At 43.9% G+C, this 18,302-nt stretch carries 11 protein-coding genes; 1 reads left to right on the forward strand and 10 read right to left on the reverse strand.

Going from position 1 to position 18,302, the window contains the following annotated elements; genetic code table 11:
- Positions 1 to 31 precede the first annotated feature (31 nt).
- The 4 genes from LZG71_RS13280 to LZG71_RS13295 all read right to left on the reverse strand — a co-directional run bounded on the left by LZG71_RS13280 (position 32) and on the right by LZG71_RS13295 (position 8,039).
- Positions 32 to 1,840 (reverse strand): exo-alpha-sialidase, encoded by a 1,809-nt coding sequence (locus tag LZG71_RS13280; RefSeq protein ID WP_233821110.1) that lies wholly within the window; start codon positions 1,838 to 1,840, stop codon positions 32 to 34.
- 60 nt (positions 1,841 to 1,900) lie between these two features.
- Positions 1,901 to 3,319: a glycoside hydrolase family 140 protein gene (locus LZG71_RS13285; protein ID WP_233821111.1), complete on the reverse strand. Its 1,419-nt coding sequence runs from the start codon at positions 3,317 to 3,319 to the stop codon at positions 1,901 to 1,903.
- Positions 3,320 to 3,413: 94 nt separating this feature from the next.
- Positions 3,414 to 4,829, reverse strand: coding sequence for a RagB/SusD family nutrient uptake outer membrane protein (locus LZG71_RS13290; protein ID WP_233821112.1), 1,416 nt, complete (start codon positions 4,827 to 4,829; stop codon positions 3,414 to 3,416).
- Positions 4,830 to 4,883: 54 nt separating this feature from the next.
- Positions 4,884 to 8,039, reverse strand: coding sequence for a TonB-dependent receptor (locus LZG71_RS13295; RefSeq protein WP_233821113.1), 3,156 nt, complete (start codon positions 8,037 to 8,039; stop codon positions 4,884 to 4,886).
- A gap of 296 nt (positions 8,040 to 8,335) precedes the next feature.
- Between LZG71_RS13295 and LZG71_RS13300 the strand changes: the two genes are divergently transcribed.
- On the forward strand, positions 8,336 to 8,530 hold the full coding sequence (locus tag LZG71_RS13300) for a hypothetical protein (protein ID WP_233821114.1): 195 nt from the start codon (positions 8,336 to 8,338) through the stop codon (positions 8,528 to 8,530).
- A gap of 242 nt (positions 8,531 to 8,772) precedes the next feature.
- On the opposite strand, the gene LZG71_RS13305 is transcribed toward LZG71_RS13300, so the two are convergent.
- The 6 genes from LZG71_RS13305 to LZG71_RS13330 form a co-directional block, all read right to left on the reverse strand.
- The gene (locus tag LZG71_RS13305; RefSeq protein ID WP_233821115.1) at positions 8,773 to 10,359 is read right to left on the reverse strand and encodes a DUF5060 domain-containing protein; all 1,587 of its coding nucleotides are present in this window, start codon (positions 10,357 to 10,359) and stop codon (positions 8,773 to 8,775) included.
- Positions 10,360 to 10,363: 4 nt separating this feature from the next.
- Entirely contained in the window at positions 10,364 to 11,860 is a 1,497-nt protein-coding gene (locus LZG71_RS13310; protein WP_310587757.1) for a glycerol kinase GlpK, read from the reverse strand.
- Between the two features lie 126 nt (positions 11,861 to 11,986).
- Positions 11,987 to 14,302, reverse strand: a complete 2,316-nt coding sequence (locus LZG71_RS13315; protein ID WP_233821116.1) for a glycosyl hydrolase family 95 catalytic domain-containing protein — start codon at positions 14,300 to 14,302, stop codon at positions 11,987 to 11,989.
- 10 nt (positions 14,303 to 14,312) lie between these two features.
- The gene (locus tag LZG71_RS13320; RefSeq protein WP_233821117.1) at positions 14,313 to 16,649 is read right to left on the reverse strand and encodes a DUF5703 domain-containing protein; all 2,337 of its coding nucleotides are present in this window, start codon (positions 16,647 to 16,649) and stop codon (positions 14,313 to 14,315) included.
- Positions 16,650 to 16,719: 70 nt separating this feature from the next.
- Complete coding sequence (locus LZG71_RS13325; RefSeq protein ID WP_233821118.1) at positions 16,720 to 17,313, reverse strand: DUF3826 domain-containing protein; 594 nt, start codon at positions 17,311 to 17,313, stop codon at positions 16,720 to 16,722.
- Between the two features lie 13 nt (positions 17,314 to 17,326).
- Entirely contained in the window at positions 17,327 to 18,223 is an 897-nt protein-coding gene (locus LZG71_RS13330) for a sugar phosphate isomerase/epimerase (RefSeq protein WP_233821119.1), read from the reverse strand.
- Between the last annotated feature and the right edge of the window lie 79 nt (positions 18,224 to 18,302).

Raw genomic sequence — 18,302 nt, forward strand, 5'->3', positions numbered from 1 at the left:
ATACCATCAGTAGTTTGCTATATATCTTAAATCAATAACTCTTCGTTTTCAGCGACTTAATGTAATATTCAGCTTTTTCTGCTTTTTTTTCGGTATTTTTCAAATCATACATTTGATCCGTCGGCGTATCGGCATTCGGGAAACGGCGAACTTCCCCTGTTCTGAAAACGATACGTTCCACACTTTCCAAAGGCGCAAAAAGAATATTGTTGCCGGTATCTTTTCCGTTAACCGTCACGGAATAAAGCCGGGTTTCGGTATTCAGACTGACACTGATTTTATACTCTTCACCCGCTGCATACTTCATCAATGTTTTATTTCTATACCCGGCTTTGGTCCTGAAAACACCGGTTGAATCGAAGGACAAACGTATGCCCGGCGTTCCCTTTGTATCCTGAAATTCGATATCAAGCAGGCCGTGTTTGTTTTGCTGCGGAATTACAGAAAAAACAACGTTCAGTTTTTTGGTTGCAGGAATAACCCGTTCGGCTTTGGCATAATCGAAGGGATCAAAATCTTTCAGCGTTAACACTTTTGTACCGCCGGTTGCTTTTTCAACTTTCACCGGTGCCCATGCCGGACTATAAATATTCCATGAATCCAGTTCTCTCCCAGCCGGTAATTTTTCAAAATCGTCGTCTGCCTGACCATCCGCTTTTTCTTTGACCGGCACCGGGATGGAAGACACCCAGATATCTTCCTTGTTCATGCTGTATGTTACCCAAAGTTTTTTATCCGGGGGGATTCCGTTTCCTTCTTCAATTCCCCGAACATATTGCGGACCGTAAGATTTGTAATTGCCACCATAGCGCATGGATGTAATTTCACCGTTTACCAGTAACAGATTCTTATAGGTAAGCCCATCATCGCTAACCGATAATGCCAGCGGCCACCGGAATTCTGAGGGATTATAAACCGTCACATATTTTCCGTCCGATGTTTTCTGTCCCCAGATCTTGGCATTACTGTTTACAAACCCCGGCGCTCTTTTCGGGCGATAAAGCCAGGATGCACCATCATCTTTACTTATGCTGGTCAACGCATTTTTCCAAAGCCCGACAACCCTTCCGTCCGGTAAATGATAATAACTAAATGCTTTGTATTCTCCTTTTAATGAGATTATTGGATCGATCCTGTCCGCCTCTTCAACCCATTGCTGCGTCATCAGCTTATTCGCCAGCAATTCATCGCAGGCGGCTATAAAATCTTTGTCTTTACTTGTCGTGTATAATGGATATTCCGATTTCTGTTTCCAGGATTCATTGTGACGGATAAAATAAATCGGACCCAGTTTCCCATCTTTAAAAATCTCCCTGACCACCCGCCCGATACCATTTCCGTCGTTCGGATCATCCTTTGCATCCAGGGCAATTCCGTAAAATCCCAGCGTTAAAAGTCTGTTGCTTTTTGAAACAAAAAATCCCATCCGCTGATGCATAACGGCATAGAGATTTTTGGCTACACCCGGATAATCCTTTTTGGTAGTACCATCCGGAATTTTATACGGCGGGAAAATAATCTGCGGCTTCGACCATGTATTACCATCCGATGACGTTTGAAGCAACGTTTGTCCGGGCGGCACATGCTCCCCTACCGGGTTGCTCAGGTAGTTCAGGTAAAAAGTATTATTCCAATAGGCCAGCATCGGCGCGTGGTTGTACGTCCACCCGAAACCGGTTTCTTTATTATCACGGTTCACACGAAGTGTCTGAATAGAATGTACGCCGATCGCAGGACTTAACTGGCCGTGGTGATAATCGACATTGACAAGCGTGCTTGCGGCATACCGGATCGTATCCTGCGCCTGAACGATGCCAAAGCCCAATAACTGAACGCACATTAAAACCTTATAAAACCTGAAATGCATCATACTTCGATAGTTATCATCAACGAATTATTTTTATTTTCCCAGCACCAGAACCCAGTCATTTCCGTTTCTCACTTCCCCCGGCGAGTCAAATTCTTTCACACCATTATTTTCAAGTTCTCCGATAACAGTACTTTTTCCGTCACGGGGATTATACCAGGATGCCTGCACTTTATCTCCTTTAATTTTACCCATATTCACTTTAAAATTCTTTCCGGTGTAGGTATACAGAAAGGCATAGTTTTCACCTCGTGTCGCTATCACCCGGTCATATTTCTCTCCGTTTTCAGCAACCAGCGACTGGTCCGGAACTCTTTCAAAATAAGGCTTTGAGAGCATAAGATCTTTCAGGAAAATCATCTGTGATGCTCCCGGCGCATGGATGGCGTCATACCAGTAAGCCTTTGTTCCGTATGAAACGGCCTCTGCCGAATCCTTCGGTTTCAGCATTTGCATTACCCCGCTGTTTCCATAGGTAAAACCACTTCCGCCGGCAAAAACAGACCAGTATCCATAACGACGCAGATCATCTGCTGTCCACAAAGGCTGTTTGGGATCATGAAGGCCATGCGGAATTCCTTCGTAGGAAGGCTCTCCGTCCAGAGTTGGTTTTGTGGGCGTTCTTGCATAATCATCCTGTAAGTACCGCCAGTTGTCCTCACCATACTTCAAGCTGCTGGAATCGATATCCTGCGCATAATCGCGGTGCCCCGACTGAAACATATTGAAATCCATCCAAGGCTCGCTATGAAACCAGGTAGAAGATTGTCTGCGGCCAAAAGGGTGAAAAGTAACCAGATGGTTAGGGTCATTTGCCTTCAAAGCTTTACCGATCCCCTTCCATGTTTCCGTTGAATCCGTTCCCATAACATCTCCTCCGTTGAGCCAGATGATATTTGGTTTGTCCTTATATCGCCTGGCAATCCATGTCGCGTAGGTGCTTGCATCCGCTCTTTTTACGCGACCCGATTTTACATTTGCTCCCCAAACAGGAACCATAGCCATATAAATTCCTCTTTTAGCTGCCTCATCGATCACAAAATCAACATGATCCCAATAATCATACTGTGTCGGATCAGTCAGTGAATTACCCTCTTTAATATAAGGAGTCGCAACATTTTTGTTGACCAACGCCGAATCTCCATAGGCATCCACCAGTGAAAGAGAATGGAGCAACATCACCTGCACCACATTGAAACCTTTTTTCTGTCTGTCGTCCAGATATTTAACCGCCTCTTCCCGATCCAGTTTGCTGAATAACAGCCAGCCCGTATCACCAAGCCAGAAAAACGGTTTTCCATTTTCGTCCATAAAGAACCTTTTGTTCTCTGAAATACGAAGCTTTTGTTCCAAACCTGTTTCTTCTGTTTTTTTATTTTGACATCCTGTTAACGCCGAAAGAAAAAGAAGAAAAACAAATACGCATGGAAACGAAAAAATTCTCACAGACATAACGCTGATCATTGTAATAGCAATAATGATTTAAATGAAAAGCCAGTGAGTTAAAGAGTCGATCAACCCTTTAACTCCCTGGTAACCAAGTGGCTCAATACCCGGTATTCTGAGTGATCTTGTTGTTTTGATCGCGAACGATATTAGGAATGGGTAAAAGCAGTTTTTCCTGACTTACTTTTTTTCCTTTTGCGGTTAAAACCGACAAAGCGCGATTGGTACGTTTTAAATCAAACCACCTGTGAAATTCAAAAGCGAGTTCCACGCGTCTTTCGTGCTCCAATGCCAGTTCAACTGTGGAATATTTTGCAGGATAGCCGCTTTCACCGTACAAGGGCAGACCTACTCTTTTTCTAACCTGATTCATGTAAGACACATCGCCGGTCACTTCTGTAAGCAGCAGCAAAACATCCGCGTAACGCAAAACGATAAAGTTGTTATTGGCAGCGATAGACTGGTTGATCAGCGGCGCCGTTTTGTCAGTCCATTTCTTAGGAAATTTGGCTGCGGTAAAATTGCCTTTGGCATCTGTAAATCCGGTATCAATCGAGGCAACTCTTCTTGAATCACCTTTTTCATATTCATCCCAAACATCATTCACAACCTGATTCATACCTGCTCCGTAAAAGCCAAGCGCATTGGAATTAGGGAAGAAAACCAGATAATAATTACTGTAAGGATTGATAGCGGAACCTCCAAGATACTGGACTTCAAAAAGAGATTCTTTTGTATTTTTGTTTTTTACGTCCCACAAAGAAGCATACGATGGCAGCAATTGATATTGATTACTGTCATACACTTCTTTCAGCTCCTTGGCCGCGTTGGTTTTATCGCCCATAGACAAATACACTTTACCAAGTAATGTCTGCGCGGCGCCTTTGGATGCACGTCCCGTCACCACTGCCGCAGCAAGCGGCAATTTGCTTTTTGCTTCCTGCAAATCTTTCACGATCTGCGCATAAACCTCTGATGCTGGTGAGCGAAGAATACCATAACTTTCAGCAGCAGAAACCGGAGCTGTAACGATTGGCAAATCACCCCAGATCTGTACCATCTGATAGTAATACAACGACCGCAAAAACAGCATTTCGCCCTGTAATTTTGCTTTGTAATCAGCATTCAGATCAGCGGTTTGGAGTTTGGAAAGAACGATGTTAACGTTGTAGAGCGATTTATAAAAATCCTGCCAGAACTGATACACCATCGTATTGGCTGGGGCCAGGGAATAATCCCTGAACTGCCACTTATCTGCCTGATTACCAGAAATATTGTAGATGGTGACATTATCTCCCATCAGCTCTCCTGCATACGAAACAGCTCCTTCCGGATTGTAAACCGTATACAGGGTATTATAGGCCGCATTGGCAGCAAGGTCAAAGTCAGCAATGGTTTTGTAAAAATTTTCTGCGTTCGGATTGGAGACCGGCGCAAGTTCGAGAAACGAGTCTGAGCACCCCCAGCCTGTCATCATCAGACAAAATACGGCCAGATATCCTGATATTTTTTTCATAGTTTTATCGATTAAAAGACTTTCGTCTCTGACTATTTCAATTGGATTTTCAAATCAAAAATCTGCCTTTATACCTACTGTGATTACCCTTGGCAAAGGATACGAACCGTAGTCAACCCCCTGGAAAGCACCCGGAACCGGCGCATTGCCACTGCTGTAAGCACCAGAAGTTTCCGTGCTGCTACTGTATGAGGTAGTTCCGTAAGTTGTGTTTTCAGGATCATAGCCTGTGTATTTGCTGAACAAATGCACATTTTCCGCGTTTACATAAACCCTTGCGCTGGACATGGAAAGTTTGCTGATCCATTTGGACGGTACCGCGTAGGAGATCCGGATATTTCTTAGTCTTACAAAAGATGCATCCTCAACCCAGTACGAAGAAAATTGTTTTTGAAGACCTAAATAGTTGACATTGGGCTTGAAATGTTTTCCATCTCCCGGATTGCTTTCCGAGCGCCAGTAATCAATGGTGTTCGCGTAGAAATTCCGGCCATTATCCCACGTTCCCAGATAGCGCACGTTGTTGTTGGCAATTTCGCCTCCAAAAGATCCCTGGAACATAAAAGAAAACTCGAAGCCTTTGTAGGAAACCGTGTTTGTTATCCCGGCGATAAAGTCAGGCTGGTTATTTCCGATAATCGTTCTGTCAGCGTCGGTAATTTTTCCATCGCCGTTCACGTCTCTAACTTTCGGATCACCGGGCGTTGTGCTGGCGTGATGGGCATAACCATCGATCTCACCCTGATTTTTAAACACGCCGTCAAAAATATACCCGTAGAAATTCGATACCGGCTGACCTACTTCTGTTCTCACAGTCACGACGTTATCAACATACTGAATCGGCGCATTTCCTGGCCCGAGCTGCAAAACCTTGTTTTTGTTTCTGGAAATATTGAAGTCTGTGTTCCACTGAAAACCACCTGCTTCCCCAACGATGTTTTTGCTGGATATATTTAGTTCAACGCCTCTGTTGCGCATTTTACCAATATTGGAAAGCTGCGAAGAAAATCCTGTGATATCCGGAACCGGAACATAAAGCAACATATCACGTGTGATGGAATTATAGAATTCAGCCGAAACATTGACCCGGTTGTTATAAAGTCCCAGGTCGACACCTACGTTAAACTGATTTGTTTTTTCCCATTTCAAACCCGAGTTTGCAAGCCCGCTTACTTTTAATCCGTTTGACAAATTTGTTCCGGTCACGTAATTACCAGCGCCTAAAAGACTGATCGCGCCATAGTTAGGGATCTGGTTATTTCCTGTCACACCATAACTTACACGTAGTTTCAGATTGTTGATCGCCTTGGCGTCTGCCATGAATCCTTCGTCGGAAATCAGCCAGCCAGCTGAAACAGAAGGGAAATAACCCCATTTATTATCTTCACCGAAACGTGACATCCCGTCTCTGCGGATAGCACCTGTAACAAAATATTTATTTTGAAAATTATACTGCACACGACCCAGATACGACAAAAGTGACCATTCGCTCGCTGTGGTATTACCCGCCGTAACCGTTCCTGCGTTGAGCGTATGCACCAGATCATTTGGGAAATTATTGGCGGCCACATACATCGTTTCGTCACGCTGTTTCTGAATAGTATAACCTAAAAGACCTGTGAATGAATGATCTCCGATCTTTTTGTCGTAGTTCAGTGTATTCTCGCTCAGCCAGTTAAGCATGTACGCATCGCCGGCATTTCCCTGTGCCGCAAGCACAGCCGAGTAGCCATATTTTTGTTTGTCGTTCCAGTAAAAGTTATTACGGTTATTGAAAAGGTTACCGCTGATACTGGTACGGAATTTCAGATCGTCCAGAATATTGTATTCAAGAAAAGCGGTTCCCAGTGTATTGAACGACTTATTTCCTTTATCTACCTCGCGTGTTAGCGAATAAGGATGCCACAAGTTCATATCGGCATAGGAAGTAAATCGGAACCAGGTCGAATTGGGGTCTCTGAATCCATAATTTCCGTTTTCATTGTAGACCGGAAAAATAGGATCACTCTGAAGTCCCAGACTGATCACGTCACTTTTCCCTTTCGTGCCTTCCGTTCTGTCAAAAATAGCTGTCACACCTAAATTCAGGCCAATGGCCAGTTTTTTACTTACCTGCGTTCTTACATTGGAGCGGATCGACAAACGTTTGTAATAATTTCGGTCCAGAACAGCCGTCTGATCCAGATAAGCTCCCGAGAACATATACTGTGTTTTTTCCGTACCACCGGAAACCGTCAGCTGCGCATTCACAGAAGGAGCTGTGCGGAACATTACATCCTGCCAGTCAGTGCCTTTGCCAAATTGCTGTGGGTTATTTGTAAAATCCTCCGGTATTTTCAATGTCGTCGGGCGCACGCTGTTCGGGTCACTTGCATTGCCTCCCTGTGCAAGCCATGCATTGTTTTTGGCATCAATATAGGTCGAGATGTATTGCTGGGCATCCATCATTTTCACCCGGCGAATCACTTTCTGGGTTCCATACTCTACGTTTGCACTGATGTTCGTTTTTCCCGGTTTCCCCATTTTCGTTGTCACCAGGATAACCCCGCTGGATCCACGCGAACCGTAGATAGCGGCAGAAGATGCATCCTTCAAAACTTCCACAGACTCGATATCCTGCGGATTGATCAGGTTCAGGTTAAAGTTTTCCAAAGGCACACCGTCAACCACTATTAATGGATTGGTACCTGCCGTGATTGAACTTACCCCTCTTATTTTTATAACCGGAGAAGAACCCGGAGCTCCCTGCGACTGTGAAATATTAACACCCGGCAAACTTCCTGCCAGTGATTGTGTAACATTACTAAAGGAGCGGTCTTTAAATTTGTCATAGTTAACAGAAATAACAGAACCGGTCACTGCTCTTTTGCTTTGCGTACCGTAACCTACCACCACAACCTCTTCCAGAGATTTATTCTCAGGCGTCAGTTTTACAGCGATTTCTGCACGATTTCCTACTTTTTCTTCCAGCGACTTATACCCTACAAAGCTAAAAACCAGAACCGTTGAAGCATCCTGAACTTCCAGCTGAAAAGCACCATCAACATTCGTTGTGGTACCACGTTGTGTGCCTTTTATCACCACACTCACACCCGGAAGCGCCTCGTTGTCGTTAGTGCCGGTCACCTTGCCTTTTATGGTTGCGGTTTGTGCATGAACTGCCGCAATAAGCAGCAACGATGCAAAGAAGATACAGAGAAATTGTTTCATAAGCAGTAATCCGGGCTAGAAATGATCAGAGTTATTTTCTTTTACTTTCTTTTTTATTCTATTTTTTACGAAAATTAGGAATATTTTTACATAGAACAAATATTTTCGTAATATTTATGACTTATTTTGATAAAAAATTGTTGAAAAGGATTTTTTTGGAAAGAAAAATCCAAGAATATTAGCATTTACAGCATATATTAACATATTAAAACATAGTACATTCATAAGTATAAAATTGATAGAAAATAAAAATAGAAAGAATAAGTGCAAAATATTATATCGAAACGCCTTATGCTATGGAAGTTGGCGCTGCAGTGCTGGCAGGAGAGCAATCCTCAGGAACATTTGTTGAAGTACCGGCAGAAACCGAAGCATTAAAGCAAAGATTTGCAGCACGTGTAGAATCCGCTGAATATCTGGGGACAGTTTCAGAACCGGCCATTCCCGGCGCATTTTCAAGCAGCAGTAAATACCACCGGGGCAAATATTGAAGTTTCCTGGTCTGTTGAGAATTTTGGCTATAACCTGCCGACGCTGGTATCCACGCTTTAGGGAAACCTGTAGAAGATCACCCGGTTCACCGGATTGAAACTCATGGACATTACCATTCCGCAATCCTATGTCCAACATTTTAAAGGTACCAGCTTCGGAATTGACGGATGCCGTAAACTTACAGGCGCACCAGACAACCGGCCATACCCACATTTTACTTTAAGCTGCTTTTAATGATTACCTATTCTTCAATAATCCTTAAAGCCAGATATGGTTTCACAGGTAATTTTATCTTCTTTCTGTTTTTATCAAAAATCCTATATTCCACAGGTTCAGCGATTTCGAAGATATCCGGTAATCTTTTGACCGTCATATCCCAAGTATCAATTATTTCAACCCTGAACTTTTTATTTGCAGCCGGGCCACCTTTTTTTGGCAAATTAAATTCCCACTCCGACTGCATTTCTTTGCCAAAGTAAACCAGATAATAACCTTTTCCGGCCGTTGCCGTTTTATGGTCTTTCCAGGGATCAGCAAGTTCTAATGGTCCTGGCGCCTCTTCCAGCACTTTTCTTAAAAATCCTATGCGTTGCGGACTACTACCGATTAATCTTCCGCCCTTCGCCCAGAAAATAGTATCACCATCATTCTTATACGTTTCACCATGCGTCACATAGGTACCGGCGATAACGCCCTGCCAGAAAGCTTCCGTCATTTCTTCTCCACTCAAATGTCCCCAACGCTGCGGCAGATCCCCTTCATAACAAACTTCATCATAGATCATTGGACGAAAAAAGACATCCCGCAGCAAAGTGGCACGACCAAAATCTTCTACAGTCGAGCCATTTTGGATACTGACGTGCGTAAATTCCGGTTTCCAGTTGTCATAATAAACACTGCCATTGTGGATGGAACATAAATGCTTGTAGGGGTCCGAATTCACAACGGTTTTGGTATAAATGTCCCACACGTCTCGCGGCTTGGTTTTGATATAATCAAACTCATTGGCCATAGACCACCACACATTCCTGAAAGACGACAACCGGGCTGTCAGGTATTTGATGTAACGAAGATCATTTTCTTTGCCCAGGCTGTCAAATCCCCAGTGACCTTTGTCATAGGGATGAAAAATAATAATATCAGCCTCAATACCAAGGTCTTTCAGGTCATCAATTCTTTTTTCCAGATGCTGAAAAAAGGCCGGATCAAACTGACTGAAATCCCAGACAAATCTGGTTTTTCCCGTCTTTCCCTTTTCTTCTCCCTTCTTTACATAAGGATAAAACTCCGGCTCGTTTTCGACATTCGAATAATATTTAGGAAAAACACACATCCGCACTTTATTGAAAGGTGCCTTTTCCAAGGTCTTCAAAGTGATATCTTCCAACGCAGCCGGCTGATGCGTCCAGGCATATAAGGTAGTCCCGAAAGGATAATATCGCTCCCCGTCCGCATATTTAAAGTGATAGGTATCAGCAACTTGTACAGGACCATGATTTTCCCCGGTTGCTACAACACATAAAAATTCTCCTGTTTTTCCATTCAGGCTTTTCACCTTGCTACTAGTCCGGTATTTCCAGCTCCCGACTTTCTGCGGCATGAAACGAATTTTATAAACACCGTTTCCATCATAAAACCCATCCACTTTTATCCTTTCATTGTCGTTGTAAAACTCCGCCGACAATATATGATCAAAAGCATTTTCCGTTTTCGGGCCCGCGAGTGAAACTTCAAAGCGGTCCCAGGTTTCCACTTTGGGCAACTCAGAAGAAAATGAAGGAAACAAAACCGCCGCCCACAGCAGCATAACCAAAGTAAATACTTTCATGAAATCAAAGATTAGTATCAATGGCAAGCTGCCATCCTGAATATCCTGCTTTTACTTTTTTATTATCTGCGTTGGGCTTAACCGTAATAACCTTTCTCTTATTTAATGTTTCCAAGTAATCAATACTGCTGTAAGTCCCTGTTTTCAAGCCCGCCAAATACGCTGCGCCAAGTGCTGAAACTTCCGGAAAGCCCAGATTTACAACGTCTTTATCAAGTAAATCAGATAAAAAATGAACAACAAACTGGTTTGAGGTAAGTCCGCCATCAATCATCAGCTTTTCCAGCAAAATTCCCGTGTCGGATTCCATAGCCGTTATCACATCCTTGATCTGATAAGGAATGGATTCCAGAGCGGCGCGTACGATATGATTTTTATTACAATCAAAAGTCAGGCCTGTAATGGATGCTTTGCGGTTCATATCCCAGTGTGGCGCCCCCAGCCCACTAAAAGCCGGAACAACATACACACCATTGCTATCCGCAACAGCGTTGGCCATTTCCTCTGTTTCAGTGCTGTTTTCGAAAAGATTGAGCTTGTTTTTCATCCATTCGATTGTCGCTCCGCAGGTCACAATAACACCTTCCAGTGCATATTCCACATGGGTTTCCGTACTCCATCCAATCGTCGTCACCATTCCCTGATCCGACAGTTGCGGCTCGTTTCCAATGTTCATAAGAATGGACGAACCTGTACCCATCGTGGCTTTTGCAATACCGATCGAAAAGCACCCTTCGCCAAAAGCGGCTGCGTGCGAATCACCGACCATAGCCGTTATTCCTAATGCATCTTCCAGCAACCCATCAAAATCAGTGGCTCCAAAATAACTGGAAGATGGCTGAATATCTGGAAGATTCAATTTCGATAATCCTAATTTTTCAAGCAACTCAGCATCCCAGGAAAGTGTTTCCAGATTAAAAAACAAAGTCCTTGAAGCATTCGTATGATCTGTCAGGTAAGATTTCCCGTTTGTTAATTTATACAGCAACCAGGTATCAACCGTACCAAAATAGGCTTTTCCGTCAGCGATTTTTGTTCTGATCTCCTGCTTGTTTTCATTCAGCCAGATCACTTTTGTGCCGGAGAAATAAGGATCTACCAACAGACCGGTTTTCTCTTTAACCAGACTTTCCAGGCCATATAATTTCAGTCTGTCGCAAATACCGGTCGAGCGTTTGCATTGCCAGACAATAGCGTCGTGAAGTGGATTCCCGTTTTCGTCCCAAAGCACAAAAGTTTCCCGCTGGTTGGTTATCCCGCAAGTTTTTATTGTATTGACCTGCCCGCCTTCACTGCGGAAATCATCCAGACATTTACCAACAGAGATAAGTACATTTTCATAAATTTCACCCGGATCCTGTTCGACATACCCGCCATCCAGATAACGGGTTTTAAGCGGCTCACTGCCACGCGCCACAGCCACACCATTTTCATCAAACACAAGCGTTTTGGTACTACTCGTACCCTGATCAATAGCCAGAACAAAAGATCCTTTCATCATAATTAAAACTACCGGAAATGATTGTTTTTTATTTAAAACAAAGAAAAGAAAAGCAATCGAAAGAAAAGATAAAAATCCTACTTAAATATTAATTTTTGGATCTTTTGTTTTATTGAACCGATAACTTCATATTATTTTCAGGTCAGCATTCAGATGATAGACTTTCCCTTTCACCGTATCAAAGGAATAGGTTTTGTTTTTATAGCGCAAGGCGCATTGTTTTCCTGCTTTTGATAGAACCGTGATTGATTTCAACTGACCATCTTTCCATGCCATGCTCACTTCAAGCGCACCTCTGGTTATCAGACCAGAAATTTTTCCATCCGGCAGTGCGGAGGGAAGTGCGGGCAATAAATTAATTTCGCCTGCATGACTTTGCACCAGACACTCCAGAATACCGGCAGCACCTCCGAAGTTACCGTCAATCTGAAACGGCGGATGGGCATCAAAAAGATTGGGATAAGATCCGCCGCCACCTTTTTTCACCGAAGCATCCATGATCGGGTTAAACAGTTTCCGAATCATGGTGTAGGCATGGTCACCATCCAGGAAACGCGCCCAGTAATTTATTTTCCAGGCCAGACTCCATCCAGTTCCATCATCTCCGCGAAACGCTAATGATTTTTTTGCCGCTTCCAACAAATCGGGCGTAGCTACCGGGCTAATTTCTTCTCCCGGGTACACGCCCCAAAGATGAGAAACATGGCGGTGGTGACTGGTCGTGTCGTCCATATCCGTCATCCACTCCTGTAACTGTCCAGCTTTTCCGATCTTATTCGGCGCAATCTGAGGGATTAGTGCTTTTAATTTTGCTGCGAACTGTTCATCTGTTTTCAAAATTTCCGAAGTCGCAATACAAGCACGGAATAAACCGCGAATGATCTGATGATCCATGGTTGGCCCTTCTACCAAACCTCCATTTTCGGGAGAATTGGAAGGAGAACTGATCAAAAAACCAGTTTCAGGATCTTTTGACAAAAAATTTACGAAAAACTCGGCAGCACCTTTCATTAACGGATAAGCCGTTTTTTGAAGGAAACTTTTATCCTGCGTAAAGCGATAATGTTCCCATAAATGCAGGCTTAGCCAGGCACCGCCTGTCACCCAAATTCCATGATCGGAGGCGTTGATCGGAGCAGCTCCACGCCAGATATCTGTATTATGGTGCACAAGCCAGCCGTCAGCATTGTAATGCTCTTTGGCAACTTCCGCTCCCGTCTGCGATAAATCTTTGATCATAGCAAAAAGTGGCTCATGAAGTTCGCTCAGGTTGGTCATTTCTACGGGCCAGTAATTCATTTCTGTATTAATATTCACCGTGTATTTGCTGTCCCATGAAGGATTAAGCTTGTGGTTCCATTTGCCCTGAAGGTTCGCAGGATGAGCTCCCGGCCTGCTACTGGTGATCAGCAAATAACGGGCATACTGAACGTAAAGAGCAAGAAAATCAGGATCGTCCGGTGAATCTTTAAACTTCAATAGTCTTTCGTCTGTCGGCAGGCCTGAGTTAATCTTTGCTGGCAGGTCAAGGCTAAACCTTGAAAACAATTTTTGATAATCAGCTACATGTTCCTTTCTGGCTTGATCGTAAGGGCGGACATTCCTTAATATTGCAGCTGTTTTTTCCTCAGGTTTTCCGGTGACGGTTTTATAGTCGATATAATTGGTCGCAGCGGCAAGTACCAGCGTTGCCGCCGTCGCATTTTCAACAGATAGTTTTCCGTCTTTCAGATCAACTTTTCCGTCTGTAATCACTTTAACTTTCGCAACACCTTCCAAAACACCCTTATCTACTTTTACATTCAGGGTTATTTCATTGCCGTCGACACGCACGTTCTTATTGGTGTGCAGGGCATCCATCCGAAGCGAAAAATTAAGCTTACCCTTTTTATCACTTATCAGTCTTACAAAAATGGCATTGGCAGGAAAACTTGCAAATACCTCTCTCGAATACGCAGTACCATTACTTGTATAACTGACCTTACTGATTCCCTCTTTCAGGTCAAGCTCCCGTGTATAATCTGCAAAATTTTCCTCTCCCGGAAAATCAATGTACAGATCTCCGAAAGCCTGGTAGGCCATTTGCCGCACGGGATCTCCCATAAACTCCCTGGTGGCCAAGTCCTCAGCCTCCTTTTGTTTACCCTCGTTTAGCAATGTCCGAATCTGCTCCAGATATTGAGAGGCACCTTTATGGGCATAACTTCTGGGCTGTCCTGTCCAAAGTGTCTCCTCATTGAACTGGATATGCTCCGTGGAAACGCCTCCAAATACCATGGCTGCCAGCTTTCCATTACCCACGGGCAGGGCATCTTCCCACTGCCGTGACGGCTGTTTATACCACAATTTGAGCAGTTGGCCCGAACTCAGTACAGGGAGCAGAAGCAAGCCAACCCAGAGGTAAGATACTCTCTTAAAGTCAATTAAATTTTTAATGTTCATTATATTAAAATTAATGTTCTATTTGAATAACCAGGTCTTTTGTCCTGGCCTCGGGCGTCACTCTTAATTTGACCAGCTTCCCGTCCTTTAATTCCCCTTCAACCGTGGTTTGATAAGGTGCATGAAGCTTAAACTGTACATCCCACTCTGCAGGCCAGGCTGGCAAAAGATAGATAGAATCGCCAACAGTCTGCATCAGCATTTCCTGCAGGCCGATCATGCCGGAGCCACCCCAGTTGTGATCGGGAACCCAGTCATGTCCCGGTCCCCAGAATGCCGGAAATCTTCTTCCTGAATTTTTAAGTTTTTTGACCGTCAGTGCCGCTGCCTCATCGGTTAAGCCAAGTCTGGCGCAAAAAATGTTGTCCTGATGCCAACTGATGTGGTTCCTGTTTTTAATCGCCTCAGTATCGTATTTCCAGGTATTTACTGCCACTTCCAGATCCGGCAAACCTATGCCATACATACCAAATGGGAAAACAGGGTATAACTGTGGAATTTCAGTGTTCTGTATGCGTTCCCAGGTTTTGGCAGGTGCAATCACTGTGTGCCCCTGCATCTGACGGAACGGCAGAGGCGGTATGCGGCTCAACCTTTCTGCCCAGCTTTTTCGCTCTGCCTGTGTTCCGTATTTCGGAGGAAGTTCGATTAACCGGCTCAAAACCGTTCTAAGTCCGGCAATGGTAGTGGTTGAATTATAGGCCATTTTATAAGTTTCTGCCGCAGATCCCGGAAAGAGCACAAGATGACCGTTCTGATCCAATTTTTTGGCGCTCCGCCTCTGTGCCAGGTATTGATAATGCGCATCAAAAAACAGGGTGCAACTCTCAATCAATGGCAGGTATGTGTTGATATCATCCCCGGCAAAACGCTCTTTATCAAGTATCATCAGGCAAAATTCCAGCGAGGTATCCCACAGATATTCAAGCCAGGCATTGTATTCCAGGCCAGGGTCAAAGTCCTGTGGGCGTTTTTGTCCGTATTCCGCATAATTGGGCAGTCCAAAGGTTTCCATCTGCTCTGTAAAGGAAGCGCCTTTGTGCCCCCAGTAATGTGAAGTACGAATTTCGGCATTCAGTAATGCTCTTTTATAAAATTCAAATTGTGAAGCCATCATATCAAAGTCCCCATTTTTGAGCATGGGCCAGTAAACCAGCCGCTGGTTTTGGGCCGTAAAAATACCACCTCCCCAATTGCGGTGATCCGGGGTGAACTTATAGGCCGAATCTACGAAAACAGGATCGTATGTAAATAACCCTCCGTTGAACTTGGTCGGATAAGTTCCGTAGGCATTACAACCCAGCATATACCGGAAAAGCTGGTAATTACGACCCGTCTGCCATACTTCCGAAACACTGTCGGGTTTGGAAAGATTGATCGCGATGTAACTCCGCTGCCAGTATGATTTCCACCAGTCCAGCGTTTTCTGTCTGGACGTTTTCTCTTCCTTTAAAGACTCTTTAACGGTTTGGGAAAGCTGGCTTTTCCATTTTTCCGGATTGCTATTCTCGTCGGTATGAAGAAAGATTTTGATACGATGCGTGCGTGATGCAGACTTGCTTTTCAACTGAAACGCCTTAAAAGGTGTGTTGACATAAGAAGATGGCTTTTCTCCGGCAGTTTCAGGAATCATGTTTTCCCCCTGCATGAATCCGCCATAGATCGTTCTTTTCATTGGATTCCACAAGGTCGATTTAACCGGTTCCAGCTTCTGCTGTTTTACCACCAGATCAAAAAGCGTTGTGTCACGATTCTGGTGATAAAAAAGTATTCCGTTTTCATGACTGCTTATGCTGTCTTTGTAAGCAACCACCTTTTCTTTTAACCATTTAAATGAGCTGGCATTTTTTTCCAAACCACGTAATTCCCGGTCCTCTGTACGCCAGCTCTCATACCAGGCGCTGACCCGGACCGGTTTATTGCCGGAAATATCCACCTGAATCACGGGGCTGAAAACATCAACCCAGATCTTTACAATCGCCTTCTGCTTATCTTTTTCACCTGTTATCTCAACATAACCCTGTTCCAGTTTCAGCTCCTGCAAAAAGCTTGTTCCGTTTTGAAACGGATTAGGTGAAAGCCGGATACGCACTCTTCCAAGTTTGGGGAAAATATTGTTTTCATCAAAGGTGCCACTTCTGGCCATATAAAAAAGAATATCCCCGTCTTCAACCCAGACGTTTAAACCGATATCACCGCCTCCACATGGCATCGATTCGCCCGAATTCTTACCCTGGCTGGTCCATTTTAAATTATAAATTTCCGGCGAATACTGCTGTGCGAATACATTACCACCCAATAGGGAAATAAAAATTAATAAAGCTGATATCCGGAAATGTACTGTCATTGATAATCGGTGCGTAAAGGGGTAAATAGCTAAAACTCATGGTAAGACACAACATACCCGGGAAGCCTTTTTATTTTTTTGACTTTTCAGCTTTGATGCGTTCTTCCCATTCCTTTCGCTCCTTCTGAAGGTCATAGCCATGTGCCGAAAGGTAATTATTGATCCTGCCCTTGTATTTGCCAAAAACCTGGTGTTTCTCCTCGGAAGAACCAGCATCCATAGCCAGCTCTCTGGCCTCGGTTAACCATGTCATTATCTGGGCCTTTTCTTCTTCTTTGAGTGATGGGATCATATCCTGATAAGCCTTGTTGGTAACAGGCAGGACACCATAGGTCATGCCGTCTTTAATCTGATCAACTTCCTTCTTGTTAAGTTCGCTGGAAAGTTCAGAAATATACCGGGTATGCAAGGCAGAAAGACGGCTCTCGTCGGCAGACTGCTTTTTTTTCTGTTCATGATAATCATTCAAAGCTACGTACTGATTGACCATGCTGGCTCTTACTCTTTTGTATTTGGCAGAATCCGGCAGCTGCAACGCTGCTAATATTTTATCGGATCTTTGCGTAACCGTTTTAATGTAAGCCGCTTCGCCGGCTGTCTTATCCTGTGCTTTCAGGATCGGGGCCGAAATAAGCATACATAGCAGGATGTGAATTACTTTCATATTTCTTTTTAGATTATGTTGTTTGAAAAATCGATTTCATAAATGCTGTGTTGGCACCGAAGTTCCCCCTAACATCCTGTGGTTTGGATGCATCCCGGGAGCGTTCTATGACAAGCCAGCCTTTCCAGCCCATTTTGTCCAATGTGGCTTTCACTTTTTTCATGTCGAGTCTTGTGTTTTTTTCCAGCCACACACCATCCTTATCGGTGCAATGAATCTGACAGATACGGTTCTTACCCAGGATCTTCATCTCCTTGTATAAATTTCTGCCCGCTTCCAAAGGGTTTGAAAAGTTAAAATAGATCTGTATTGATTTTGAACCGATCTCTTTCAGCAATTTCACCTCTTCGGTTGCGCTCAGGGCCGTTTCAATGCCGATGACAATGCCCGCTTTTTCGGCCATAGGCGCTATCAGCTTTAAACGCTGAACAATCAATGGTCGTAATTCGGGATTTTTAACCAGATCACCCTGGACACCCAAGGGCAGAAAAGCCACTTTGATGTTCATTTGCTTCATCGTCTCAATACAGTCTCCCACCGTTTTTTCAATACTATCCCGTTTAGCAAAAGATTGCGCATAAAAGCCGGTCATAGCCAGTGAACAGAATTCCAGGTTGAGCTCCTTCCCCTTATCAAGATACTGCTTTCTTACCGCCGGATCGGCGAGTTTATTGTCGAAAGTTTCACGGTTTCCAAGCCCTCCCATATCTACTTCCAAACCATCCGCACCAATTTCTTTGGCCAGCGGCAGGGCGCTTATTTTCTGACGTTTCAGAATCATCAGGTCAATGACAGCAATTTTATAACGCTGTTCTTTCAGCTTCTTTTTATTCCGTCCATAACCCGGATTAAAAGAAACCAGTAAACAAACCAGGACGATTATTCGGATCAATGTTTGCCGCTTGTTCAATGGTTTATAGGTTTAGTTTTATCATTGATTATAAAAAATTTCAAGCCGATGTCTCCGTAAGGCGTGCGGTGTTGATGAC

Origin of the sequence: Dyadobacter sp. CY312, assembly GCF_021390535.1 — a bacterium.
In the GTDB taxonomy this organism is placed as follows: Bacteria; Bacteroidota; Bacteroidia; order Cytophagales; family Spirosomataceae; genus Dyadobacter.

Excerpts from the sequence above, each read along its gene's own strand:
- LZG71_RS13280 (WP_233821110.1), bottom strand. The coding sequence starts at position 1,840 with ATGTGCGTTCAGTTATTGGGCTTTGGCATCGTTCAGGCGCAGGATACG.
- LZG71_RS13285 (WP_233821111.1), bottom strand. The coding sequence starts at position 3,319 with ATGTCTGTGAGAATTTTTTCGTTTCCATGCGTATTTGTTTTTCTTCTT.
- LZG71_RS13290 (WP_233821112.1), bottom strand. The coding sequence starts at position 4,829 with ATGAAAAAAATATCAGGATATCTGGCCGTATTTTGTCTGATGATGACA.
- LZG71_RS13295 (WP_233821113.1), bottom strand. The coding sequence starts at position 8,039 with ATGAAACAATTTCTCTGTATCTTCTTTGCATCGTTGCTGCTTATTGCG.
- LZG71_RS13300 (WP_233821114.1), top strand. The coding sequence starts at position 8,336 with ATGGAAGTTGGCGCTGCAGTGCTGGCAGGAGAGCAATCCTCAGGAACA.
- LZG71_RS13305 (WP_233821115.1), bottom strand. The coding sequence starts at position 10,359 with ATGAAAGTATTTACTTTGGTTATGCTGCTGTGGGCGGCGGTTTTGTTT.
- LZG71_RS13310 (WP_310587757.1), bottom strand. The coding sequence starts at position 11,860 with ATGATGAAAGGATCTTTTGTTCTGGCTATTGATCAGGGTACGAGTAGT.
- LZG71_RS13315 (WP_233821116.1), bottom strand. The coding sequence starts at position 14,302 with ATGAACATTAAAAATTTAATTGACTTTAAGAGAGTATCTTACCTCTGG.
- LZG71_RS13320 (WP_233821117.1), bottom strand. The coding sequence starts at position 16,649 with ATGACAGTACATTTCCGGATATCAGCTTTATTAATTTTTATTTCCCTA.
- LZG71_RS13325 (WP_233821118.1), bottom strand. The coding sequence starts at position 17,313 with ATGAAAGTAATTCACATCCTGCTATGTATGCTTATTTCGGCCCCGATC.